Origin of the sequence: Riemerella anatipestifer ATCC 11845 = DSM 15868, from assembly GCF_000252855.1 — a bacterium.
Lineage (GTDB): Bacteria > Bacteroidota > Bacteroidia > Flavobacteriales > Weeksellaceae > Riemerella > Riemerella anatipestifera.
Window position 1 is genome coordinate 1,345,004 of the sequence record NC_017045.1, and the last position, 23,360, is coordinate 1,368,363.

The following is a 23,360-nucleotide window of genomic DNA, read 5'->3' on the forward strand; positions in this document are numbered from 1 at the left end:
TAACCTACGAAAAAACATTTATTTTCTTCATTCTTAGTCGCAACATCTACAGTTGCATTTTATTAGATAGGAATTAACACTAAAAAAACCTAAAGCTACCCTAGATATTGTAACCAAATTCTGATTCTCCCAACTCCTCTGATATGATAGTATTCTAATGCCATTTTAATTTCTTGTTAGAAGATAACAGTTATGCATACTTTCATAATAATAGCAGATTTGGTAGTATCTTTAGTGCTAGATATATGTCAGATAACAAAAGATTTGATGTTTTACAAAGTGGCAAAACGATGATTAATGGCGTGAATAAAAACTACTTCACGACTAATTTCATTACGGATAACCTAGCCGTTTATGCTCTCCGTGTCGCTAATGACAACACCGTTGCACGAGTATGTTATATTTCTATAGATAGGGGACAAGCCAATCGCTCTTGGCGTGGAGAGATAGCAGAAGTTATCGTGTTTGATAAGCTATTAACTAATGAGGAGATGAAAGAAGTCAATACTTACCTTATGCAGAAATTTGGTTTGTAAAAACAGAATATATCATTAAAAAATCTCTACTTTTGTGATGATGAAATCAATAATTATCTCATTAGTAGGGATTTTTTCTTTACTACAATGTTTACCCAAAAACTCTAATATGGAAAAGCCACAATCTATAAAGCATAATCCTTACTATTCTCGTACAGACTCTACTCCAGTAAAGTTATCCAATGAAGAATGGCATAAAGTACTTTCGCCAGAGCTTTATTCTATTGCTAGAGAAGCCGCAACAGAAAGACCTTTTACAGGTATATATAACGATTTTGATAAAAAGGGAAATTACTATTGTGCCGCTTGTGGCAACCATTTGTTTAAGTCAGACTATAAGTTTGCTTCCTCTTGTGGTTGGCCAAGTTTTTTTGAAGTGAATAAAGAAGGTGTTATCTACAAGAGAGATTCTTCTCACGGTATGGAACGTACCGAAGTTTTATGCAAAAGATGCGAAGCTCATTTAGGGCATGTGTTTAATGATGGACCTCCGCCCACAGGCATACGCTATTGTATGAACTCTATAAGTTTAGATTTTGTTCCAGAGGAGGAATAAAATAAAAATGTCGCTCTGCAATATGAAAAATGTTAGACTATAAAAACAGTCTAACATTTTTCGTTTTATCAGTAAACAAATTCAAAATTAGTACGAAATTTTTTCATAGTTTTCCTCAAAATTATTGTTTAATAATAATTGCTGTGGTTTTTATAGTATTTTTCTTGATTTTAAATTCAGGATGAGTAGTGCTTACTAAAAGATATTTATCACCTTGTTTTCTAAATGCTTCAAAATAATAAATTTGCTCTGTATCTTCTTGTATATAAGAGGATAAATCAAAATTTGCAACTCCATTTATATCTGAAACAACCTCCTTTTCAACTGTGGGTAGAGGAGCATCGGCTTTAACTTTTGATTTAAACATCATAACTACAATGCCACTTTGAGGCTCGTTGTTACCATTAATCACATTTATTTTTACTGCTGTGGAAGTTTTTATTTTTGTCGTTGATGAAGATGAGGTTTCTTCCAATACACTCTCTGTCCTAGTACAAGAAACTAACCACAATACAGAACATACTAATAATAAATATCTGCTCATTTTATTGCTATTTACTTGTTTTTGTAACCTTATCATAAGCCAACTCTATTTTTTTACCTCCATTATATTCTACAATGCAATAGTTGGTGCTGATGCCTATTATCTTTCCTTCAATTATTTTTTCTTTCAATTTGAAAGCTACTGTGTCGCCGAGCTCTAAATTAACATCAGACTTAGCAGAAACATTTACTAAAACATTTGTATTTTGAATTCCCCAAACATCTCCAATCACTTTCACTTTTTTACCATCATCTTTTACAAAGATTTTAGCGTTTCTTAAAAATTCTCCCTCATATTTTCTAGTGAGATTATCTACTGCTTGTTCCAATGCGTCTGAGCCAGAATCGGCAATACTCTCAACCTCTCTACTTAATAGTACATAAGTTTTGCTGTCATCTATATTTCTGTTACTTACAGATGTTAAATCTCCTATTCTTACCCATGAACTACAAGAAGATACTACCAAAGGAAATAATAAAAAGGATAAATGTTTAGTTTTCATAACATTGCTTTAGAAATTGTTTTCTACAAAGGTCAAAAAAAATATTTGGCTGAAATTTTAAAAATTGTATATTTGTATACGCTTTTTGGATATAAAAATACATAATATGAATAAAATAGGAGTTAATATAAGAAGGTTGAGAGAGAGAAAAGGGTTTTCTCAAGAGTATGTAGCACAAGAACTCAACATAAGTCAAGCGTCTTATGCGAGATTAGAAAATGAAAATACTAAGGTAACTGTGGAAAGATTATCCAAAATAGCAGAAATATTAGAAACGGATATTACAGAGTTCTTCAACGAAAACAGATTGAGCATTCAAACTCAAAATAACTATGAAGGCTCTTATGGTAACGGGTATGTTCAAAATTTACATATAGAAAATAAGGAAGCTACCCAAAAGTTGATAGAATCTTACGAAGCTAGAATAAAAGAAAAAGATGATATAATAGTCCTTTTGAAAGAACTTGTACACTAATTTCTCACCTTTTAGATTTAAAAAACTCTTTTACTAGATTGCGGCAATCGTCTTCCATAATTCCAATGGAAATTTGGGTTTTAGGATGAAGGTTGATATTTTGCTTTAGAAAGCCTCTATGTTCGTCTCTAGCGCCTATAACCACTCTAGAAATCTGAGACCAAAATAAAGCCCCTGCACACATAGTACAAGGTTCTAATGTAACATACATAGTACAGTCTTTAAGGTATTTGCCTCCTAGGGCGTTAGCCGCAGAAGTTATGGACTGCATTTCTGCATGGGCAGTAACATCGTTTAGAGTTTCTGTAAGATTGTAACCTCTAGCAATTACTCTCTCATTGTGTACAATTACACAGCCCACAGGCACTTCGTCTTTTTCAAACGCAATTAAAGCCTCCTGAAAGGCCATTCGCATAAAGTATTCATCTGTAAACATATCTGTTATAAACAAAAGGCGAAGCAACCTTTTTATCACTTCGCCTAAAATATTGTATTCTAATTATTTCTTTATTTCTACACAGCCCACTCTTCCACCTGCATTACCTGTGGGTTGAGTACGATAATCATCTTCTCCAGCGTGGATGATGATAGATTTATTGTAAAGATTTTTAGTTTCGTCTTTGCAGCCCAAACACCATTTATCTGTACTAAATGTAAGCGTTGCATGTCCGTTTTTATCAGCATTGAGGTTTCCTATATCTCCTCTGTGGAAATGTTCAGTTTCCCATTTTCCGTGATGATGCCCCGTAGGATTCCAATGTCCACCAGCAGAAGAACCGTCTTTAGCCGAGCAATCTCCAAACTCGTGAATATGAATGGCGTGTTTACCAGGCGTTAGGTTGTGAACATCTATATTCAAAGTAACTGTTTTAGCTTTTTGGGTAAAAGTAGCTGTACCTTTTGTATTGGTATTACTTTTAGATTGTATGGTATAGGTTTTACTTGTAACACAAGAGGTTAGAGCAAAAACACTTCCTAATAACAAACTTAGTTTTTTCATTTGATTAAATTTTTTGATAAAGTTAAAAAAAATATTATAAATATAATATTTACACGGCACTACATTCTTCCTTACCTCAAAAATACCTTACCTTTGCATTAAGTTTTTAAGTTTTTCTATGAAACAATATACCTCTAAACGCAGTGTGCAAATTTTGGCTCACTTGCTGTCTCAATATGGCATCAGTAATATTGTAATTTCTCCAGGCTCTAGAAATGCCCCAATGGCAATACATTTTACAGAGTTTGAAGAGTTTAATGCTTACAGCATAGTGGACGAAAGAAGTGCAGGATTTGTAGCATTAGGTATGGCAAAAAGCCAGAAAAAGCCTGTGGCTTTGTCTTGTACTAGTGGTTCTGCAGTGGCTAATTATTACCCTGCAGTGGTAGAAGCTTTTTATCAAAATGTTCCTTTGTTGTTACTAACCGCCGATAGACCTTCTGATTATGCTGATATTTTTGATGGACAAACCATTAGACAAAATCAGATTTTTCAACAGCATTCTTACGGAGATTTTCAACTTTTAGAAGATAGCCACGAAGAAGCCGATGAGCATAATTTTAAAACCATTAAAACAGCCATAGAACTTTGCTTAGAGAAGCAAGGTCCTGTGCATATTAACATTCCTTTAGAGGAGCCTTTATACAATTTGGTATCCGAAATTCCTGTAATGCCTACCATAGAAAAAGAAAGCAAAAACAATAGTTTTGAGCTAGACATTACTTTGGTAGCAGAATGGAATACCTCCAAAAAGATAATGATTCTTACGGGGACTTTGGATAAAAATCCAGAGCTGGAAGCCTATCTTTCTCAGTTGGTTAAAAATCATACAGCGGTGGTTTTAACGGAGGTTAATTCTAACCTTCACAACGAGAAGTTTTTTGGGCATATAGACCGTTATATTTTTAATTTAGAGGAGAAAGATTTTCCAAATTATGCTCCAGATTTACTTATTACTATTGGGCAAAATGTAGTTTCTAAAAAGGTAAAACATTTTCTAAGAAAATCCCAAATCAAGAACCATTGGCATATAGATGAGCATTGGCACCCAGATACCTATTTTGTACTTAATAGAAAAATTGAAACCAAAGCCGAAGAGTTCTTTAAAAAACTTATACAAGGTATCAATCTAGAGCCAAGAACCTATTTTAATCTTTGGGAGGGTCTTAAAAATAAACTAGATGCTAAGCATGAAGAATATGTCTCTCTAGCACCGTTTTCTGATTTTAAATGCTTTGAAATTATCACCCAAAACACACCAAAAGAATACAATATCCACATTTCTAATAGTTCAGCTATAAGGTATGCTCAGCTATTTGATTTTCAGTATCAAAATACAATCTACTGTAACAGAGGAACTAGCGGTATAGATGGTTGCACTTCTACGGCTATGGGTTTTGCTATTGCTAACGAAAAACCTACACTTCTCATTACAGGAGATATTAGTTTTTTCTATGATATCAATGGTCTTTGGAATCCGTATATCCCGCCTTACACTAGGATTATTATACTCAATAATGGAGAAGGCAATATTTTCCGTATCATACCAGGACCTGATACTACTAATGCAATGGATGAGTTTATCGCTACCAAGCACTCCAAAAATGCCGAAACTATTGCTAAGCATTTTGGATTTTCGTACTTCAGAGCGGAAGATTTGATAACTGTAGAACGAAGTTTACCTCATTTCTTCTCCCCTGATGCTAAACCTAAAATATTGGAAATTTATACCAAAAATGCTTCTTCGGAAGAGGTGCTTAAAGCATATTTTAAAAGTTTAAAACTGGATTGATGAGTGATTCTCTCAATTTGTTGTTTTATTTTGAAATGCTTAATTTAGCCCATTGAACTTTTTAAATATTTAAAATTATAAATCTAACATGAAAAGATTGTTTCTTGGACTCACATTTTTGTTGAGTTTCCTACAAGCGAAAGCAGACGAAGGTATGTGGCTTCTGATGCTAGTTAAAAGATTAAATGGTGTGGATATGCAGAAGCAAGGGCTTCGTTTAACACCTGAAGAAATTTACTCTGTTAATAACTCCAGCCTTAAAGATGCTATTGTAAGTTTTGGCGGTTTTTGTACAGGTGAAATTGTATCTCCAGAAGGTATGATTTTTACCAATCACCACTGTGGATATGGTGCTATAGCAGCACTTTCTACACCTAAAAAAGACCACTTAACCAATGGTTTCTGGGCAATGAAAAAGTCTGAAGAACTTAATGCTAAAGGGCTTTATGTAAGATTTTTGGAAAGAATGGGAGATGCCACAGAACGCATTAACTCTAAGCTTAATAATAATATGACTGCTTCTGAAAGAGAAGCTATCATAAAAGCTGAATACGAAGCTATCAAAAAAGAAAACTCTGAAAATGGTAAATATACCGTTGTTGTTAAGGATTTCTTTAATGGTAACGAGTTCTATTACTTCGTGTACAGAGATTATACGGATGTTCGTTTGGTAGGTACACCTCCCGCATCTTTGGGTAAATATGGTGGAGATACAGATAACTGGGAGTGGCCTAGACATACAGCGGATTTTAGTATCTTCCGTGTATATGCAGACAAAAACGGAAACCCATCTGAATACAATGTGAATAATGTTCCTCTTAAGCCAAAACATTTTCTTCCTATTTCTTTAAAAGGAGTAAAGCCAGGAGATTTTGCAATGATAATGGGCTACCCAGGGAGAACTAATAGATATTTAACTTCTTACGGTATTTCTCAACTTGTTAATAAAGATTATCCAGCGTGGGTAGATGGCTCCAAAGCCGCTATGGACATTATGAAAAAATATATGGATAAAGATGATGCTACAAGATTAGGTTATGCTTCTCAATACGCTTCTGTAGCTAACTATTGGAAGAACAGAGCTGGTACTATAGAGGCTGTTAACAAAAATGGTACTATTGGAGAAAAGCAGGATTTGGAAAACAGATACTTGCAGTGGGCTGTTCAGCCAGCTAATGATGCTACTTATGGTAATGTACTTAATGAAATAAAAGCTTACTATAACCAAGTATCTGATAGAAATGTGGAGAAAAACTATAGCCTTATCTTACAAAGAAATGCTAAGTACATAGGTGTAGCTTACCGTTTAGGAAGCTTATTTAAAACTTATGCAGACCAAGATAAAGCTGGGCAAGATAAAATGAAGCCAGAGCTTGAAAAAGCAATAAATGACTACTATGAACACTTTGATGTTCAACTAGAAGGAGAAATGTTAAGTAAATTAGTAAGTCTGTACCAAGTAAGAGTAAAAAAAGAAGCTCAATCTAAAACACTAGCTAGTTCTAACGCATCAGAGCTTGCTAATTTAGCTTATGCTTCTATATTTGCTAATAAGCAGTCTGCAACTCAATTCCTTAATAATCCTGATAGGCTTAAAATTGATGGGGATAAACTTTATCAATGGGCTAACGCTTACATTACAGACCAAAGACTTCAAATGGAAACTTATGTAAAAGTAGAAGAAGCTTTTGATAAGAATACTAGATTATTCTTAGACGGTCTTAGAAAAGCGGTTCCTGAGAAGAAATATTATCCAGATGCTAACTCTACAATGCGTTTAACTTACGGTAAAGTAGATACACTTCCATTCCGTTCAGATAGACTTTATCATGGTGTTACTAATAATTACTACACTAATATGGAAGGTCTTATCGCTAAGTACAAAAAAGGAGATGAGGAGTTTGATTTACCACAAAGAGTATTAAAACTATACAAAAATAAAGACTATGGTATCTATGCAGATAAGGCAGGATATATGCCTGTAAACTTCTTATCTGATAATGATATTACAGGAGGAAATTCAGGTTCTCCAGTGATAGATGCTAACGGTCATTTAATAGGTATTGCCTTTGATGGAAATAGCGAAGCTCTAAGTGGAGATATCGTATTCGAGCCTAAATTACAGAAAACTATAAATGTAGATGTAAGATTTGTACTTTGGGTAATAGACAAATACGCAGGTGCTAAAAACTTAATAGAAGAAATGAAACTAGTTAAATAATTGATTGTTTTTTCTTAATAAAATAGGATGTATCAAGCTTTGATACATCCTATTTTATTGTTATTATGTTTATAATACTATTTCCAGCTTTGGTTATCCTTAGTATCAGATTTTTTAACTCCTTTATTAATATTATAAGCAAAACCAACACCTAGAGTTTGTCTCATTTGTGTCTTTCTAATTTGATTGTGGTCGTATAATAAATCAAGTGTAATTACGGAAGAAACATACTTATTAATCTTCATATTAAGTACTCCATTATATCCTAATACCAATCTTTCAGGGTGATTAAGGTAATCAGAAAATACAGAAGCTGTATTGATAAGCGACATATTTTCCATCAGCTGTACCTTGTAAACGGCTGTTCCCAAGAAACCAAACTGGAATAGAGAAGAATCTCCATCATGTTTTAAACCAAAATTTCCAGCTCTTTGCAAATCCTTATCCAATACCAAGGTCCATCTTGCATTAGCAGGTCTCAATGTTGCTGTAAAGTTTTCATTAGGTCTATAAGTAAAACCTGCACCAGCCATTATATAGCCAGGAGCCATAAAATTAGATATTTTTTTAGCAGAAGGGTCATTACCATTCTCATATCCAGGAGCAAACTGAGTTTGTAAACTAGCTCCAGCAGATGCATACCAATTTTGAGAAATCTTTCTACCATAGTTAGAAGAAAGATTGATAACATCTTGAGTTTTTCTGGTACCTACACCTTTAGTATTATTTTGCCCATAACCCAATACCACTATATTTTCCCAAAGGTCTTTACCTTTTTCATAAGTCATATTGTAGTTAGTACCTGCTAACCAACCCACATTATTGGCTCCACCACCTACCCAGTTAGAGAAAGCCGCTTGGTTAAGCATAAGTGTATTTTGCCCTACTATAGACCAATGTTTGGTACTATCTGATACTGTTTCTTGTGCCGACGCCGCTGTACCTACAAAAGCCAACGCCATTAGAAGTGTCTTTTTCATTATTATAATTATTTTTGAAGGGGCAAAAGTACAAAAACCTTTTCAAAAAATACAATTGTATTTTATTTTCAATCACTTAGCTAGTACATTAAAAAACTCTATTATCCTATTTTCATCTATATTATATGAACCTCTATATTTTAATTTTACTCACAATTACAAATAGGTTATATCTAATATTATCGATATTGATAATCAATCATATAAATAATTCATATAGTTATAAATATCACAATTACAAATAAATATTTCTATATGGATAAGTTTGTTAATATCTTTTAATACTATTGTGGATAAGATAGGAAAACTAAGTCTTATAATTTCAAAATATTTTTTCTATTGCTACATTTTGAAATATTATCCAAATCAAATTTTAGTTTTTTTGAGAGAATATTTTTAAGGTTTTTCCATAGGATAGTTATCCCAAATCAAGATAGTTTATAATTACCCACATTATGTTAGTAAGTACCCCAAAAGGTTAATTTATAAGTCTTTATATTGTCTATAAAATGTTAATTAAGTACCTATGATATGTGATGAAAAATAAGAGAAATACTTATCCACAAAATCACAACACTTAACAACATACAACAATCTTCTTTTTACAAATATATATCTAAAAAAATAATGTTATTGATGAATGTTGTTCGTGTGGATTGTGAAATATTTGTGCCAAAAATTTTAGTTTTTCAGACAGATAAATCTTAAATTTGTGAAGCAGAAAAAATTAAATAAAAGTAATTATGAAAACAATTAAAGACTATAATTTCCAAGGAAAAAGAGCCCTTATAAGAGTAGATTTTAATGTACCTCAAAACGAAAAACTAGAAGTTACAGACAATACTAGAATACAAGCGGCAAAGCCTAGTATAGATAAAATACTTAACGACGGTGGTTCGGTGGTTATCCTAACCCATCTAGGGCGTCCTAAAGGACAAGTAGATGAGCAATTTTCTCTAAAACATATTCTCCTAGAAGTTTCTAAAGTATTAGGCAGAGAAGTTAAATTTTGCCCCGTAATAGTAGGAGAGGAGGCCGAAAAAATGACCGCCGAACTAAAAGCAGGAGAAGTGCTATTGATGGAGAATGTGCGTTTCTACGAAGGAGAAGAAAAAGGAGATAAAAACTTTGCAGAGTCACTTTCTAAATTAGGAGATGCTTATGTGAATGATGCCTTTGGTACTGCTCATAGAGAACACGCTTCTACAGCGGTTATTGCGGACTTTTTCCCTTCAACTAAATTTTTCGGTTTGTTGATGGAAAAAGAACTAGAAGCTATAGACAAAGTATTAGGTTCTGGAGAAAGACCAGTAACTGCTATACTTGGAGGTTCTAAAGTATCTACCAAGATTACCATTATAGAAAATATATTGCCAGCTGTGGACAATCTTATTATAGGAGGAGGTATGGCATTTACATTTATTAAAGCTCAAGGAGGACAAATAGGAAACTCTTTGGTAGAAGAAGATAAGATGAGTTTAGCTCTAGAAATTTTGCAAAAAGCAGAACAGCAAAATGTAAAAGTTTATTTACCTGTAGATGTAACAGCTGCAGATAGTTTTAGCAACGAGGCAGAAACTCAAGAAGTAGATTCTAACGAGATACCAGAAGGTTGGATGGGCTTAGATGTAGGAGCAAGAACTAGAGCACTTAACAATGATGTTATTATGAATTCTAGAACAATACTTTGGAACGGTCCGTTAGGAGTGTTTGAAATGTCTAATTTCTCTGCGGGTACAGAAGCCTTAGGAGACAGCATTGCAGAGGCAACTAAACAAGGTGCATTCTCATTAGTAGGTGGGGGAGATAGTGTGGCATTCGTAAAGCAGTTTAATTATTCTGATAAAGTATCTTATGTTTCCACAGGAGGCGGAGCTATGCTAGAGTCATTAGAAGGCTTAGAGCTTCCAGGGGTAGCAGCCATTAATAAATAAATTTCTTAAAAAAAGTAAAAAAGGAATGGTTTTTGCCATGACGGAATGGAATTAATTTAATAAAATAAAATATTATGAAAAAATCAATTTTAAGTTTAGTATTAGTAGGAGCAGCATTAGCTTTCACTTCTTGTAAGGATAAGTGTAAAGGAGACTGCAAAGAAACTTGCGAAAAGAAAGAAGCTGTTGCTAGTGATAGCACTAAAGTAGAAAACCAAGAGGTAGCTACAGTAGTTGCTGAAAATGTTTTAACTCAAAATGTAGGTAAGTACCCTAAAGATTTAGGACTTCTTGATAAGAGTGATTTATCTGAAAGAATTAAAACATTAACAGGAGATAAATATGCTGAAATTGTAGCTAACTTTAATGTAGAAACACCAGTAGTATCTGAAAATGATGTATATAAAACTACAGGTTGTAAAAAGAATAATTGTTCAGATTATATGACTACTATTTTGTACGATAAGAAAAATGATAACCTTAATGTATTACTTACAAGCAACGATGCTGTAGTTAAAGAATACAACGAGAAAGGAAAAATAAATTATACAGAAGCATTAAAGTCTAAATAATTTATCTTATTACTAAAAATAAAATAGACCTCAGAAATGAGGTCTATTTTATTTTTAAATACTAAAATTCTCTACTTGAGAAAGGTATTTCTGTTTTTCAGTTTCTGGGAGGAAAGAGTATTTAAAACTATTACTCACTAGAGTTTTAATATCATTTTGGTTTAAATCCAAGGCATTTGCAGTTTGTATAAAGTTTTCGTTGAGATAACCCCCAAAGTAAGCAGGGTCATCAGAATTAACGGTAACTTTAAGCCCTAAATCAAGCATTTTTTTAAGTGGGTGGTTATCTAGATTTTCTACCACTTTAAGCTCCAAGTTAGAGAGCGGACATACCGTGAGAGCCATTTCGGTTTCTACCAATCTATTTACCAACTTTTCATCAGATAAGCAGTTATTTCCGTGGTCTATTCTTTTTATTTTGATAAGGTCTAGAGCTTCCCATATATATTCTGCTGGACCTTCCTCACCAGCGTGAGCCACAGGGATATAACCTTCTTTTACAGAGGCTTCAAAAACTCTTTGGAATTTAGAAGGTGGGTTACCTCTTTCCGAAGAATCTAATCCCACAGCAGTGATTAGAGGTTTGTAAGGAAGAGATTGTTCCAAAGTTTCAAAAGCATCTTCTTCAGAAAGATGTCTTAGATAACTCATTATGAGTAGGGAAGAGATGCCATATTTGCTTTGAGCATCCTCTCTTGCTTTTTGGATACCACCTATAACCGTCCCAAACGAAACGCCTCTTTTAGTGTGGGTTTGAGGGTCGAACATAATTTCTGTATGCACAATGTTTTCTTCTGCACACTTATCAAAATAAGCCATTGTAAGTTCATAGAAATCTTGCTCGTAGAGAAGCACACTTGCCCCTGCATAGTAAATATCTAAAAAGTCCTGAAGACACGAAAACTGATAGGCTTTCTTGACTTCTTCTACTGTTTGATAAGGAATTTTAACTTGGTTTCTTTGGGCTATTTTGAACATTAGTTCTGGTTGAAAACTCCCTTCGATATGGAGGTGAAGTTCTGCCTTAGGTATTTTTTTAATGTATTCTGTGATGTTCATAATATTTTATTTTAAATAAAAAAGGGAGCAAATGTAGTGATTTTGACTATTTATATTATAAAAAACTGATATTATTATTTTATTTCACTGACTTTTGTACTTGTTTTTTGGAAAAATTAAATAGTAATAGCAAAAGTATTATTAAACCATAGTGGATTCAGTAAAAAAATGAAAATTTGCATAATAGATACATAATGTATAAATTGCAGTAGTTATTTAGGAACTGTATTAACATAAATTTTGACATTATGAAGAAAACAATTATTACTGTTTTTTCTTTGTCATTGGTGCTTTGTGGAAACGAAGTCTATGGACAAAGGAAAAAAGATTCTACGAAAACAAAAGAAATTGAGGAAGTAGTAGTAGTGGCTTATGGTAAGCAAAGGAAAGAAACGGTAGTAGGAGCAAATGCCGAAATAAAAGCAAAAGATTTAGCTCAAAGGTCTTTAACTAATGTAGCTCAAGCTCTAGATGGAGCTACCCCAGGAGTACAGGTTTCTACAAGTACAGGGCAGCCTGGTAGTGGTCCAGCAATTAGAATCAGAGGATTTAGTTCCATAGGCTCAAACAATAGCCCTTTGTTTATAGTAGATGGAACGGTTTATAATGGAAATATAGCTAATCTAAATCCTGATGATATAGAATCTTTGAATATATTAAAGGATGCAGCTTCGACCTCTTTGTATGGCTCTAGTGCAGCTAATGGGGTGGTTATGATTACTACTAAAAAGGGAAAAAAAGGAAGATCTCAGTTTAATTTTAGTGCAAGTACTGGTATATCTACGAGATCTATTCCTGAATATGACCGATTGAATGCAGCTCAATATTATCCAATAGTATGGGAGGCTATAAGAAACGGACAACTTTATAAACCTAGTGGAGCGATGTCGTTGGCAGATGCTAATGCTTACGCTTCTAGAACATTGATACCCGATGTCTTGAAAAATAATGTGTATAATGTCCCAGACAACCAGTTAGTAATAGATGGAGTTTTAAATCCTAATGCATCTTTAATATATGATGATTTAGATTGGCAAAAGGAGTTTTTTAAGGTAGGTATGAGACAAAACTATGATTTCAATTATAGTGGGGGAACAGATAAAACGACTTACTATGCATCATTTGGATATCTTAAAGAAGATGCTTACGCTTTGAGTTCAGACTATGAGAGAATTTCAGCTAGATTAAATATAGATACCCAAATTAAAGACTGGTTTAAGGTAGGTAGTAATTTGGCTTATTCCAACTCATTTTCTAACCAAGCTATAGATGGAGTAGATAATAATAGTTCTTATGTTAATCCATTTAATTGGACTAGAAATATAGGACCTATTTATAATGTTTATGCTCATGACCCAATTACCGGAGGATATATATATGATAAAGAAGGTAATCGTGTTTATGATGCAGGAGATAAGAGAGGAGCAGGAGCGGCTGGAGGTAGACATGTCATTCAAGAAACATTACTGAACAGAAATTATGATAAAATATATAATATTAATTCAAGATTTTTTGGAGAGTTTAAATTGTTACCAGAATTAACATTCACTACCAATGTGGGTTATGACTTAAGAAATTATAAAGGAATAGCTTATCGTAATAAGATTATAGGCGATGCAGTGCCTAATGGGGCGGCATCAAGAACTGTTACAGAATCACGCACAATTACCTTTAATCAGTTACTTAATTATGATAAATCTTTTGGACATCATAATTTGAATGTACTATTGGGACACGAAAATATTTCTTACAAATATGAGTATGTTTATGGTCGTAAGACAAATCAAGTAGTTGATAATAATGATGAGTTAGTTAATTTTGTAACACCTACCAATTTAACTTCTTATGATAGAATTTTACCTAAGGAATCTTATTTTTCTAGATTAAATTATGATTATAACAGAAAATATCTACTTTCGGCTTCTGTAAGGAGAGATGGGTCTGCTAGGTTCCATAAAGATGTTCGTTGGGCTACATTTTGGTCATTAGGAGCAGGATGGAGAATAGACCAAGAGAATTTCTTAAAGGGTAATTCTACAATAAGTCAGTTAAAACTTAGAGGGTCTTACGGGCAAGTGGGTAATGATGGTAGCTATAGCACAGATGTCTCTTATTATGCTTGGCAACCTTTTTATAGTCTAGGTTATAACAATGGAGATTATGCAGGAGTAATGATGAGTAGCGTAGGTAATACACAATTAACGTGGGAAAGTAATACACAATTAGACGCTGCTCTAGAATTTGGATTTTTTAATAACAGAATTACAGGTAGTGTAGAATATTACAAGAGAGGTACAGATGGACTTATTTTATCTGTACCAAAACCAGATTCTTCTGGTAACCTTAGTAGAGATGAAAATTCAGGAGCATTAGTAAATTCAGGGATAGAGGTAGCCCTTAGTATAGATGTTATTAAAACAAATAACTTTAAATGGAACCTTAATGTGAATGCCTCAACTCTTAAAAACGAGATTACTAAATTCCCTCAAGATGAAAGAATAGTAGGAACGAAAAAGTATATGGTGGGAAAATCTATCTATGATTATTGGCTAAGACAGTGGTATGGAGTAGACCCAGCTGATGGTATGGGGTTATTCTATGCTTCCGATGAAGCTATAGCTAAAGGAGGAACTACTCTTAGAGAAATAAATGGAGTAAAAGTAACTACAAACCATAATGATGCAAAGTATGATTATTCGGGAAGTGCTATACCTCAACTCTTTGGTAGCTTTGGAACTACATTCCGATACAAATCAGTTTCCTTATCTGCATTATTCACTTATCAGTTAGGAGGTAAGACTTATGACAGTAATTATGGAGGTCTTATGAGTGCTTATCCTCAAGGAGATGCTCTTAGTACAGATATACTTAGAAGATGGCAAAAACCAGGTGATGTAACAGATGTGCCTAGGCTAGATGCATCTAATTACCAAAGTGTAGGGGTAGGTTCTAGTAGATGGTTGGTAAATTCGGATTATATTACTTTAAGACAAGTAACTTTATCTTACGAAATGCCTAGAGAGATTGTAAATCCGATAGGGGTTAATAATCTTAAGATATTTGTTAACGGAGAAAATATATGGTCTAAAACAGCTAGAAAAGGTCTAGAACCAGCACAAAGTTTCTCAGGTGTTACGGCTAATAGATTTACACCTGCTAGAATTATTAGTTTTGGTTTTTCTACTAATTTTTAATTTTTTAAACAAGTATTACAATGAAAAGATTTTTAATATACACTTCTCTATTAGGAGTATTTTTAACGGCAGAATCTTGTAGAGATTCTTATCTTGAAACGGTTCCTACTAGTGATATTTCAGCAGAAAGTATTACTCAAACAGCGGATAATATGATGTTATCTATAAACGGTATGCACCGAAGTATGTATACCAGTCAGGGTAGTCAATCACAATCTGGGCAGTCAGGCATTATGATTATGACGGACGCTTTAGGAGATGATTTGGTATTTCCTAGTGTGGGAAATAACTGGTATGTATCCGCTGTGAGATGGGTGAGTATTCAAGATGAAAATTCTGCTGATGTCGCATATCCTTGGAGATTTTATTATAAACTGATAAGAAATGCCAATGTTTTGATAAATGGGGGAGATAATGCTTCCGGAAGCGAAACTACTAGAAATAATGCTTTAGGTCAAGCCTATGCTTTCAGAGCATTTTGTCATTTTCAATTAGTACAATTGTACGCTAAGAGATACGATGGTACGCCTAATCCTAATGGTATTCCGTTGAGGTTAGAGCCTAATGATGACCCGTTAGCAAGGTCTTCCGTTGAGGAAGTATATAAACAAATCAATGCAGATTTGGATAAATCAATAGAACTTTTAAACGGAATTAGTAGGGTACATAAATCACACTTTAATGTTGAAGTGGTAAGAGGTATCAAAGCAAGAGTAGCACTAGTTTTAGGAAATTACAAAGAGGCTGCTGAGCAGGCAAAACTAGCAAGACAAGGTTTTACTTTAATGAGCAATAGTACTTACAAGGCTGGTTTTAACAGCTTAGATAATTCAGAATGGATTTGGGGTAGCTCTATTAAAGAAGATCAAACAGCCTATTTTGCTAATTTCGGGGCTTATATGTCTAGAAATTTTAGTTCTACTAATATCAGACAGAATCCAAAGGCTATGAATAAGTTGCTTTACAGCAAGTTTCCTAGCACAGATGTGAGAACGCAAGTAGTGGATCCTACAGGAAAACACCTAAGTTTAAGTTTACCTTCCAATTTTGCTAAGTACCCTTATACTAGTCAAAAATTCTTAGCAGTAGGTACTGGAGATAGTAGAATGGATGTGCCTTATATGAGAGCTGCTGAAATGTATTTAATAGAAGCAGAGGCTCTAGCAAGATTAGGCAAAGAACCTGAATCTAAGGTTGTATTTACCGAATTTTCTAAAAACAGAAATCCAGCTTATGTAGCTACTACTGCTACAGGAGAAGCTTATATCAACGAAATATTAGACAGCCGCCGTATAGAACTGTGGGGAGAAGGCTTTAGATTTTTAGATTTAAAGAGACTTAACCAACCTCTTAACAGAACAGGCAGCAATCATAATAGTGTTGTAGTTAATAATGTATTTGAGGTATCAGCAGGGGACTCTCGTTGGACTTTCTTAATACCTAGAAGAGAGCTAAACGCAAATCCTCTTATCAAACAGAATTAGTATTCTAATTAAAACACAAAAATGAAAAACCACCCTAAATTTTAGGGTGGTTTTATTTTATAAAACTAGTAAAAAAATGTCTAAAACCCGCCTTTACGGATAGGTTCTTTAATTTCAGGCCATTCGTATTGTTTTCCTGTGGTCGGGTTGATGGGTAAAACCATCTTTTCACGATTGCTTTGTTCAGGGTCTTCGCTCGCCATATAGGTCATTGTAGCGATGAGTGCCACATTGTGCTTTAAATCATCAAAAACTATTTTATCGTAAGTATCTCTATTGGTATGCCAAGTATAAGTACCGTATGCCCAAGTTAAAGAGCCCAGCATAAAGGCTGGTACACCAGCAGCCACAAAAGAAACGTGGTCGCTACTTCCGCCACTTGCAGAACCAGGGAAGGTATATTTTAATTCTTTTTTGATGTATTCAGGTGCAGGGGCAATCCATTTTTGGAGGTAATTGTAGGCGTGTACAAAGCCTGAACCATTGATGTATTGTATCCTACCAGTACCGTTGTCTTGGTTAAAAACAGCTTGTATTTTCGGTAATTTATCTTTGTTATCTGCTACGAAAGCACGGCTGCCATTTAGCCCTTGTTCCTCGCTTCCCCATAGACCAACTATAATAGTTCTTTTAGGGTTAGGATAGTATTTTTTGAGGATACGAGCTACCTCCATCATAGTAATAACACCAGTGCCATTATCTACCGCACCAGATGCACCGTCCCAAGAATCTATGTGGGCAGACAAGATAACATATTCGTCTTTATGTGTAGTACCAGGGAGCTCTGCTATTGTATTGAAAGTTTTAGCAGTGCCGTGGTTTTTACTTTGAACATTTAGATTGATTTTAGGGCGGTCGCCATATTGTACCATTCTGTAAAGCTGACCATAATCTTCTAACGCAATATCTACAACAGGGATTTTAGATGTAGTGGCATTGAAAATTCTACTAACTCCAAACCCACCACTCCAAGTGGACATAACGATGCCTACTGCACCTGCTTCCTCGATAGGTTTCTGAATGGTGCGTGTTGTATAGTTAATGGTTTTCATAGAAGCAGCCCATTCCTTATTTCTTTTTTCAGCCTCTTCTTTATATTTTTTGTAGGACTCTTCCGTAGCATATTCTTTCCAGTTATAATCAGGTCTTCCGCTAGGTTCGTATGGGCTAATCATTACAATTTTTCCCTTTACCCCTTTTAAAAAAGCATCAAACTCGGCTTTGGTTTTAAATACAGGCATTGTAATAAGTTCTGCTTCCACTCCATTTTTTGTTGTAGCAGGGCTGAATGCCAGTTGTCTCCCTTCCAAAGATTTGATGTAAGGCTGTGTAAGAGTGATTTGAGAAGTGCCTCTTTCCCAAGAACGCCACTCGCCCCAAGGTTCATTTTTTGCCGAAATTCCCCAAGATTTGAATTGATTTACTGCCCAATCGTGAGCTTGTTGCATTTTTGGACTTCCCACTAATCTCGGTCCTATTTTATCAATTAGCTCGTATCCCAGTTTTTCTAATTGAGAATTTTGATAGGTTTCGTCTACCATTTTTTCTACAATAGGGTGGGAGCTTTGAGCTAAGGCTACTGTCGTGATAGAAAATAACAGAGCAGCACTCATAGATTTTAAAGTACACTTCATAGTCTTTAGTTTAAAATTACTCCGTGAAAATAAGAATTATTTTTTAGAGCTTGTGATGGATTTAAAACTTTGATAAGTAACTGAAACTACTGTAATTGGCAATTCGCGTTTCCTTTTATGAAATACCTATTTCCCTTTCTTCCCGCCTATTTTTGCATTAGAATTTTACAAGATGATGGCTAAGTAACTCATCGATATATCCCATAAATAAAGAGATTTCAGCTAAAAAAACAAAAATTTGCATAATCGAAATGCAATTTATAGATTTATCATCGAAAGTTAAAAATCATTACCTATTTATCTCATTAGAGGCTAAAATAGTATGTGATTTTTAGTAAAAGTAGTATCAACCTAATAAAAACAAGTAAAAATGGCACAAGAGAACACCATTTCTGTAAACTTCAGTACAGAAGAAATCAAAAAAGTGAAAGACGCTATCAGCACCATTGCTAGTGTTTTAGAAGGTAAAGTAAAGAGCCTTACGCCTACGGAAAGGCAAGGTTTCGGGCGGGTAAAGTACGAAAAGGAGGTTTGGATAGACCGTGTGAAGCTCCAAATGGACGCCAACCCGACCAAAGTCCCTGCTTATGTGGACAAAACGGAGTTCGACCAAGACTACGCCGCCCACAAACAGCTCAACGAACTCATCAACCTCCTAGACCAACAACTGCAACTAATGAAGGATACCAATCTCCTCTTGGGCTACGATTTGGACGGTGCTGCCCTGATGTTTTACCGTGCGATAAAGGTGGCAGCTACCAATAACGACCCTGGAGCGGGCATTATCTACACCGACCTTAAGCAACAATACCCCGGAGGAAGGGCAAAAGCCCCGTTGCTAAGCCCTCCGAACAGACTAACTAACCCCTCTAATTCCCCTTGCTTACTATAGGGAGGGGCTATTTTAGGGGTGCAGGAGGCGTTATTTAGATACCCGCCCCCTCCAGAAGGGATAAAAAAGGGGTTGATAAGGGGGTAACAGGTCGTAAACTACGGGATAAAAGTCCGTTCCGAAGGGGACTAACCTAATAAAAAAACAATAACAAAAAAGATAAAATATGAAACAAAAATTAACTATTTTGGGTCTGTTCGGTCTGTTGTTATTAACAGGTTGTAGGGCAGACGACATGGTAACCAATGCCAAACGGCAAGAGGATTTGGCGAAGAAGTTCAGTGTCTTTACGAAGAAAACTGATAATGAAGTGATAGACTACCCTAGTGGATTTGCATAGTTGGTATTACGGTATGATAGTTTGCATAGCAAAAACCTATCAGGGAGGAGCCAACTAGAGCGTCTTAGGGTACTTTCTAAAAAGAATGAAGTAGCACCAACAGCAGTAGAAGCCGAAGCTTATATAGATTTTAATATCCGCTCTCAGACTATTGTTGAGAAAAATGGAGATAGGTGGGTAGTATTCCCTAGGATAAAAGGAGGTAAGGTAGCAGAGTTAGTAGCAGGAGTACTTTCGGAAGATGAGACCAAGGTTCATTTCTACAGTTTAAAACCTGATACGGATATTTATAAAACCAATGCGCATCTATTTGAGGAAAAGTATAGGGATAGATATGTATTTAAAGTAAACAAGCATAATCTCTTTGAGCTATTACCTATGGGTATTTGTAATAAAAAGAGAAGTTATTATGATAATTGTGTGATAGATGGGGTTATTATTTCTCCACCTCCGCGTAGAGGTATTGGTGGTGGCGGTGGTAGCACATCTCCTTGGTACGGTGATCATAATCCAGGAAGGGGGATTGATGGAGGAGGAGGTTGTAGTATGTATGATATGTGTAAATCGGATGATGGCAGTGGTAGTGGCGGTGGTAGCCAATCACCTCCACCACAAAACCCTCCCACAGACCCTTGCGAAAAAATGAAGACAATGAACTCTAGTGCAGGATACAGAAGCAAAATAGAGGAGCTTAATAGGGCATCTGTTCTTAACAGAACTTATGAAACAGGTTACAAAGAGAATAAAAATGGGACATTTGAAAATCTTACACCTAGTGCTTCTACAGGACATTCAGATGGGTTGAGAATCAATATCAATGAGGATACTAAAGGCTATATCCACACTCATGTTAATGAGTATGAATCGGGGCGTGTAGACGAATATGGCAATTCTGAAATAAGGCAACCCATCAAGATGTTTTCTCCTGCAGATGTAGATGCCCTAATGACCATGGCACAAATGCAAACAAGTGGTAACTATGCCGACCTATACGGAACTATGGTCTCCAGTGATGGGATTTATACCATTAAATTTACAGGTACTGCTGAAGATATTAAAACAGGATTTAATACAAGAGAATGGGGGAATAAAATGGTAGAATTTTGGAAAAGATCTAGGGGTAGCCATGAATTGAAATTTTTAAAATTTTTAAAAGATGAGATGAAAATAAACGGTGTATCTTTGTATAAGACTAAAAATAATGGCACTGTGCAAAATAAAACTTTAGGAAATAATAACAGAATACAGTCTAGTGACTGTCCATAATTTTTAAAAATATAAAAAATGAAAAAAATAATATTAATAATACTTTTGGGTATAGTACATTGTTTTAATGCCCAAAGAACAATATCATTAGCCCAAGCATACGAATACTCAAAATCTCCTAATGGAATTCCTGAAGATGTATCTTATGCAAAAGATATTAACGGTGATTTAAATAGATTTGTAGGTACATGGAAGGGAATATATAATGGAAAAACATATGAATTTAATTTTGTAAAAAAATTAAATGATGATAAATATGAGGTAAGATGGGATTTTTTGATAGGAAGGCTTAAAATCACAGATAGAAATGGAAAGATTATTTATAATACCTTTAATGAAGATGATGATAAAACTTATTTTAGTGGCTGGACCTTTCAACGAAGAACTTATATGATGGATTTTATAGCGAATACAGAATGTAATGATTCTGGAGTGGTGTTTATGGAGGTTTATTCTAAGCAACCTAACAAAATGCGTCTTTATATGGATAGAGACAAAATTTGGTATAATCCTGAAAGATGTCCTAATTATGAAACTTATGAAGTAACCATACCTAATGAAGAGATTATACTAACAAAGCAATAGGACATAAAAGCCCAGTATATACTATGCTGGGTTTTTCTTTTATAAAGTTAAAAGATAAGATGAAAGTAAAAGGTATATCTTTGTATAAGACTAAAATAATGGTACTGTAGAAAATAAAACTTTGGGAAATAACAACAGAATACAGTCTAGTGACTGCCCATAATTTTTAAAAACATAAAAAAATGAAAAAAATAATATTAAACTCGTTGTGCATTTTAAATAATACTGATTTTTAGATGATTTAATTTTCTTTGGAAGATAAATTTATTGATATATTGAATAACCGTTGCGGCGGTTATTTTACTGATTATCCTTGTTTTAAAGCCTTCAAAAGTTTTAGCATAGTTTCTTTTAATCATAAATTGGTCGCAAAGTTGAGAGAAAAATGTCTCAATTCGTTTTCGCTTTTTCTTGTACAATGAAAATTGAGGAATATAATCTTTCTGATTACTTCTCATTGGTGTATCTAATTTAATATTAGCATAGTTAAATAAATCTATTTGAACTTTTGCTGATAAATAGCCTCTATCTCCAATTAAAGTACAGTTTCGCATTTGCTCACCAATATCTTTTAAATAGTGGATGTCGTGAACGGATGCAGGGCTTATATCAAAATTCTTAATCACACCATTTAAAGAACATACTGCGTGTAGTTTATAGCCATAGAAATATAATTTCTGTGAAGCACAATAACCATATGTTGGTGAAGAATAGGATTGCTCTTTACAAATTTTTGAACGAGTAGAACGAGCGTTTTCACAAACTTTCATTGGCATGCTATCAACGATAAAAATATCTTCAAACTCATTGAACTCCATCGAAATACGCTGTCTAATTTGCTCTGTTTGTAGGGATAGTCTTCGTTTTCGCTTATTGTAAACACTTCTTTCAATTTTGTTTATCAGAGAGTTTGGCAATTTTCTAAATAACTGTAATTCGCTATCAATACTCAAGTATTCAGCAGTAATATTAAGACTTATGACTTCTAAATCGCTCATTTTAGGTGTTCTTCTCTGATAACTAATCAGTTGATTTTCTGAAAAAAGTCCTAAAACTTCCAAAATTCTTTCATATATTTGCTCTAAGTTGTTCATTTATATCGTTTTATAGCAAAAACAATATACTGATTTTCAGTCTAATAAACAACTCTTGTTTTTTTCATTTCATAATGCACAACGGGTAATATTAAGTTATTTACTAACGGTATTCTTGGTAAATATAGTTTACACACAACAATCAATAGGAACACTAAAGCAATTGGAAGATTGTGTTAATAGACCTAACTACCAATCCGAAGGTTGTCCTGATTTAGAATATCTCACTTATGTAAAAGATGTAGATAATAGGTTAGATAAATTTGTGGGCATATGGAAAGGAACATATAATGGTAAAATTTATACTTTTAAATTTAACAAAAGAATCAAATATGGTAGTGGAAAAGGTTTATATAGAGATTTATTGATTGGAAGAATGCAGGTACAAGATAGCAATGGAAAGGTAACATACAGTACTTTATCAGAAAGAAATGATGATAAAATTTATTTTCATGGAGATAATTTTCAAAGAAATATTTACATGATGAACTTAATAATCAATACAGAATGTAATGATTCTGGAGTGGTATTTATGGAAGTATATTCTAAGTAGCCTAATAAAATGAGGATATTTTTTGATAGAGATAAAATTTGGTATAATCCTGAAAGATGTCCTAATTATGAAACTTATCAAACCACTTTACCACAAAATTCTATTTTTGTGATTAAGCAATAGAGTACATAAAAGCCCAGCTTTATA

At 34.1% G+C, this 23,360-nt stretch carries 22 protein-coding genes; 14 read left to right on the forward strand and 8 right to left on the reverse strand.

Going from position 1 to position 23,360, the window contains the following annotated elements:
- The first annotated feature begins 245 nt into the window (after positions 1-245).
- Together RA0C_RS06425 and msrB are read left to right on the forward strand one after the other, a co-directional pair.
- Positions 246-536, forward strand: coding sequence for a hypothetical protein (locus RA0C_RS06425; RefSeq protein WP_013446976.1), 291 nt, complete (start codon positions 246-248; stop codon positions 534-536).
- Between the two features lie 40 nt (positions 537-576).
- Positions 577-1,092, forward strand: a complete 516-nt coding sequence (gene msrB / locus RA0C_RS06430) for a peptide-methionine (R)-S-oxide reductase MsrB (protein WP_004917564.1) — start codon at positions 577-579, stop codon at positions 1,090-1,092.
- A gap of 121 nt (positions 1,093-1,213) precedes the next feature.
- On the opposite strand, the gene RA0C_RS06435 is transcribed toward msrB, so the two are convergent.
- Together RA0C_RS06435 and RA0C_RS06440 are read right to left on the reverse strand one after the other, a co-directional pair.
- Positions 1,214-1,672, reverse strand: coding sequence for a hypothetical protein (locus RA0C_RS06435; protein ID WP_004917563.1), 459 nt, complete (start codon positions 1,670-1,672; stop codon positions 1,214-1,216).
- On the reverse strand, positions 1,644-2,138 hold the full coding sequence (locus tag RA0C_RS06440) for a hypothetical protein (RefSeq protein WP_004917562.1): 495 nt from the start codon (positions 2,136-2,138) through the stop codon (positions 1,644-1,646). The genes RA0C_RS06435 and RA0C_RS06440 overlap by 29 nt, the downstream gene beginning before the upstream one ends.
- A gap of 106 nt (positions 2,139-2,244) precedes the next feature.
- Between RA0C_RS06440 and RA0C_RS06445 the strand changes: the two genes are divergently transcribed.
- Positions 2,245-2,613, forward strand: a complete 369-nt coding sequence (locus RA0C_RS06445; RefSeq protein ID WP_004917561.1) for a helix-turn-helix domain-containing protein — start codon at positions 2,245-2,247, stop codon at positions 2,611-2,613.
- Between the two features lie 4 nt (positions 2,614-2,617).
- Here RA0C_RS06445 and RA0C_RS06450 read toward each other — a convergent pair whose 3' ends face one another.
- On the reverse strand, positions 2,618-3,049 hold the full coding sequence (locus RA0C_RS06450; RefSeq protein ID WP_004917560.1) for a nucleoside deaminase: 432 nt from the start codon (positions 3,047-3,049) through the stop codon (positions 2,618-2,620).
- A 63-nt stretch (positions 3,050-3,112) separates the two neighbouring features.
- Entirely contained in the window at positions 3,113-3,613 is a 501-nt protein-coding gene (locus RA0C_RS06455; protein WP_004917559.1) for a superoxide dismutase family protein, read from the reverse strand.
- A 118-nt stretch (positions 3,614-3,731) separates the two neighbouring features.
- Here RA0C_RS06455 and menD point away from each other — a divergent pair, with 118 nt between their 5' ends.
- Together menD and RA0C_RS06465 are read left to right on the forward strand one after the other, a co-directional pair.
- Positions 3,732-5,405: a 2-succinyl-5-enolpyruvyl-6-hydroxy-3-cyclohexene-1-carboxylic-acid synthase gene (gene menD / locus RA0C_RS06460; RefSeq protein ID WP_004917558.1), complete on the forward strand. Its 1,674-nt coding sequence runs from the start codon at positions 3,732-3,734 to the stop codon at positions 5,403-5,405.
- Between the two features lie 88 nt (positions 5,406-5,493).
- Entirely contained in the window at positions 5,494-7,626 is a 2,133-nt protein-coding gene (locus tag RA0C_RS06465; protein WP_004917557.1) for a S46 family peptidase, read from the forward strand.
- 77 nt (positions 7,627-7,703) lie between these two features.
- On the opposite strand, the gene RA0C_RS06470 is transcribed toward RA0C_RS06465, so the two are convergent.
- Entirely contained in the window at positions 7,704-8,606 is a 903-nt protein-coding gene (locus RA0C_RS06470) for a DUF3078 domain-containing protein (RefSeq protein WP_013446978.1), read from the reverse strand.
- 743 nt (positions 8,607-9,349) lie between these two features.
- Here RA0C_RS06470 and RA0C_RS06475 point away from each other — a divergent pair.
- Both RA0C_RS06475 and RA0C_RS06480 read left to right on the forward strand, forming a co-directional pair.
- Positions 9,350-10,540, forward strand: coding sequence for a phosphoglycerate kinase (locus RA0C_RS06475; RefSeq protein ID WP_004917555.1), 1,191 nt, complete (start codon positions 9,350-9,352; stop codon positions 10,538-10,540).
- Positions 10,541-10,614: 74 nt separating this feature from the next.
- Positions 10,615-11,112, forward strand: coding sequence for a hypothetical protein (locus RA0C_RS06480; protein WP_004917554.1), 498 nt, complete (start codon positions 10,615-10,617; stop codon positions 11,110-11,112).
- A gap of 54 nt (positions 11,113-11,166) precedes the next feature.
- Here the strand turns inward: RA0C_RS06480 and RA0C_RS06485 are convergent, their stop codons facing one another.
- The gene (locus RA0C_RS06485; RefSeq protein ID WP_004917553.1) at positions 11,167-12,171 is read right to left on the reverse strand and encodes an adenosine deaminase; all 1,005 of its coding nucleotides are present in this window, start codon (positions 12,169-12,171) and stop codon (positions 11,167-11,169) included.
- Positions 12,172-12,419: 248 nt separating this feature from the next.
- Between RA0C_RS06485 and RA0C_RS06490 the strand changes: the two genes are divergently transcribed.
- A complete protein-coding gene (locus RA0C_RS06490; protein WP_013446979.1) occupies positions 12,420-15,365 on the forward strand; it encodes a SusC/RagA family TonB-linked outer membrane protein in 2,946 nt (981 codons plus the stop codon).
- Between the two features lie 20 nt (positions 15,366-15,385).
- Positions 15,386-16,849, forward strand: coding sequence for a RagB/SusD family nutrient uptake outer membrane protein (locus RA0C_RS06495; RefSeq protein ID WP_013446980.1), 1,464 nt, complete (start codon positions 15,386-15,388; stop codon positions 16,847-16,849).
- 80 nt (positions 16,850-16,929) lie between these two features.
- Here the strand turns inward: RA0C_RS06495 and RA0C_RS06500 are convergent, their stop codons facing one another.
- Positions 16,930-18,483 (reverse strand): M20/M25/M40 family metallo-hydrolase, encoded by a 1,554-nt coding sequence (locus RA0C_RS06500; RefSeq protein ID WP_013446981.1) that lies wholly within the window; start codon positions 18,481-18,483, stop codon positions 16,930-16,932.
- Between the two features lie 370 nt (positions 18,484-18,853).
- On the opposite strand from RA0C_RS06500, the gene RA0C_RS06505 reads away from it, so the two are divergent.
- The 4 genes from RA0C_RS06505 (at position 18,854) to RA0C_RS06515 (ending at position 21,566) form a co-directional block, all read left to right on the forward strand.
- Positions 18,854-19,375, forward strand: coding sequence for a hypothetical protein (locus RA0C_RS06505; protein ID WP_013446982.1), 522 nt, complete (start codon positions 18,854-18,856; stop codon positions 19,373-19,375).
- A 166-nt stretch (positions 19,376-19,541) separates the two neighbouring features.
- Positions 19,542-19,715: a hypothetical protein gene (locus RA0C_RS10565; RefSeq protein ID WP_013446983.1), complete on the forward strand. Its 174-nt coding sequence runs from the start codon at positions 19,542-19,544 to the stop codon at positions 19,713-19,715.
- Positions 19,716-19,736: 21 nt separating this feature from the next.
- Positions 19,737-20,981 (forward strand): hypothetical protein, encoded by a 1,245-nt coding sequence (locus RA0C_RS06510; protein WP_014411302.1) that lies wholly within the window; start codon positions 19,737-19,739, stop codon positions 20,979-20,981.
- An 18-nt stretch (positions 20,982-20,999) separates the two neighbouring features.
- A complete protein-coding gene (locus RA0C_RS06515) occupies positions 21,000-21,566 on the forward strand; it encodes a DUF6705 family protein (RefSeq protein WP_004917547.1) in 567 nt (188 codons plus the stop codon).
- Between the two features lie 215 nt (positions 21,567-21,781).
- On the opposite strand, the gene RA0C_RS06520 is transcribed toward RA0C_RS06515, so the two are convergent.
- Positions 21,782-22,660, reverse strand: coding sequence for an IS982-like element ISRa1 family transposase (locus RA0C_RS06520; protein ID WP_004918508.1), 879 nt, complete (start codon positions 22,658-22,660; stop codon positions 21,782-21,784).
- 115 nt (positions 22,661-22,775) lie between these two features.
- Here RA0C_RS06520 and RA0C_RS06525 point away from each other — a divergent pair, with 115 nt between their 5' ends.
- On the forward strand, positions 22,776-23,213 hold the full coding sequence (locus RA0C_RS06525; protein ID WP_015345384.1) for a DUF6705 family protein: 438 nt from the start codon (positions 22,776-22,778) through the stop codon (positions 23,211-23,213).
- The last annotated feature ends 147 nt before the right edge of the window (positions 23,214-23,360 follow it).

Coding starts and splice junctions, on each gene's coding strand:
- RA0C_RS06450 (WP_004917560.1), bottom strand. CDS start 3,049: ATGTTTACAGATGAATACTTTATGCGAATGGCCTTTCAGGAGGCTTTA.
- RA0C_RS06490 (WP_013446979.1), top strand. CDS start 12,420: ATGAAGAAAACAATTATTACTGTTTTTTCTTTGTCATTGGTGCTTTGT.
- RA0C_RS06455 (WP_004917559.1), bottom strand. CDS start 3,613: ATGAAAAAACTAAGTTTGTTATTAGGAAGTGTTTTTGCTCTAACCTCT.
- RA0C_RS06500 (WP_013446981.1), bottom strand. CDS start 18,483: ATGAAGTGTACTTTAAAATCTATGAGTGCTGCTCTGTTATTTTCTATC.
- RA0C_RS06440 (WP_004917562.1), bottom strand. CDS start 2,138: ATGAAAACTAAACATTTATCCTTTTTATTATTTCCTTTGGTAGTATCT.
- RA0C_RS06445 (WP_004917561.1), top strand. CDS start 2,245: ATGAATAAAATAGGAGTTAATATAAGAAGGTTGAGAGAGAGAAAAGGG.
- RA0C_RS06465 (WP_004917557.1), top strand. CDS start 5,494: ATGAAAAGATTGTTTCTTGGACTCACATTTTTGTTGAGTTTCCTACAA.
- menD (WP_004917558.1), top strand. CDS start 3,732: ATGAAACAATATACCTCTAAACGCAGTGTGCAAATTTTGGCTCACTTG.
- RA0C_RS06435 (WP_004917563.1), bottom strand. CDS start 1,672: ATGATAAGGTTACAAAAACAAGTAAATAGCAATAAAATGAGCAGATAT.
- RA0C_RS06515 (WP_004917547.1), top strand. CDS start 21,000: ATGAAAAAAATAATATTAATAATACTTTTGGGTATAGTACATTGTTTT.
- RA0C_RS06520 (WP_004918508.1), bottom strand. CDS start 22,660: ATGAACAACTTAGAGCAAATATATGAAAGAATTTTGGAAGTTTTAGGA.
- RA0C_RS10565 (WP_013446983.1), top strand. CDS start 19,542: ATGAAACAAAAATTAACTATTTTGGGTCTGTTCGGTCTGTTGTTATTA.
- RA0C_RS06495 (WP_013446980.1), top strand. CDS start 15,386: ATGAAAAGATTTTTAATATACACTTCTCTATTAGGAGTATTTTTAACG.
- RA0C_RS06480 (WP_004917554.1), top strand. CDS start 10,615: ATGAAAAAATCAATTTTAAGTTTAGTATTAGTAGGAGCAGCATTAGCT.
- msrB (WP_004917564.1), top strand. CDS start 577: ATGAAATCAATAATTATCTCATTAGTAGGGATTTTTTCTTTACTACAA.
- RA0C_RS06485 (WP_004917553.1), bottom strand. CDS start 12,171: ATGAACATCACAGAATACATTAAAAAAATACCTAAGGCAGAACTTCAC.
- RA0C_RS06475 (WP_004917555.1), top strand. CDS start 9,350: ATGAAAACAATTAAAGACTATAATTTCCAAGGAAAAAGAGCCCTTATA.
- RA0C_RS06505 (WP_013446982.1), top strand. CDS start 18,854: ATGGCACAAGAGAACACCATTTCTGTAAACTTCAGTACAGAAGAAATC.
- RA0C_RS06470 (WP_013446978.1), bottom strand. CDS start 8,606: ATGAAAAAGACACTTCTAATGGCGTTGGCTTTTGTAGGTACAGCGGCG.
- RA0C_RS06425 (WP_013446976.1), top strand. CDS start 246: ATGTCAGATAACAAAAGATTTGATGTTTTACAAAGTGGCAAAACGATG.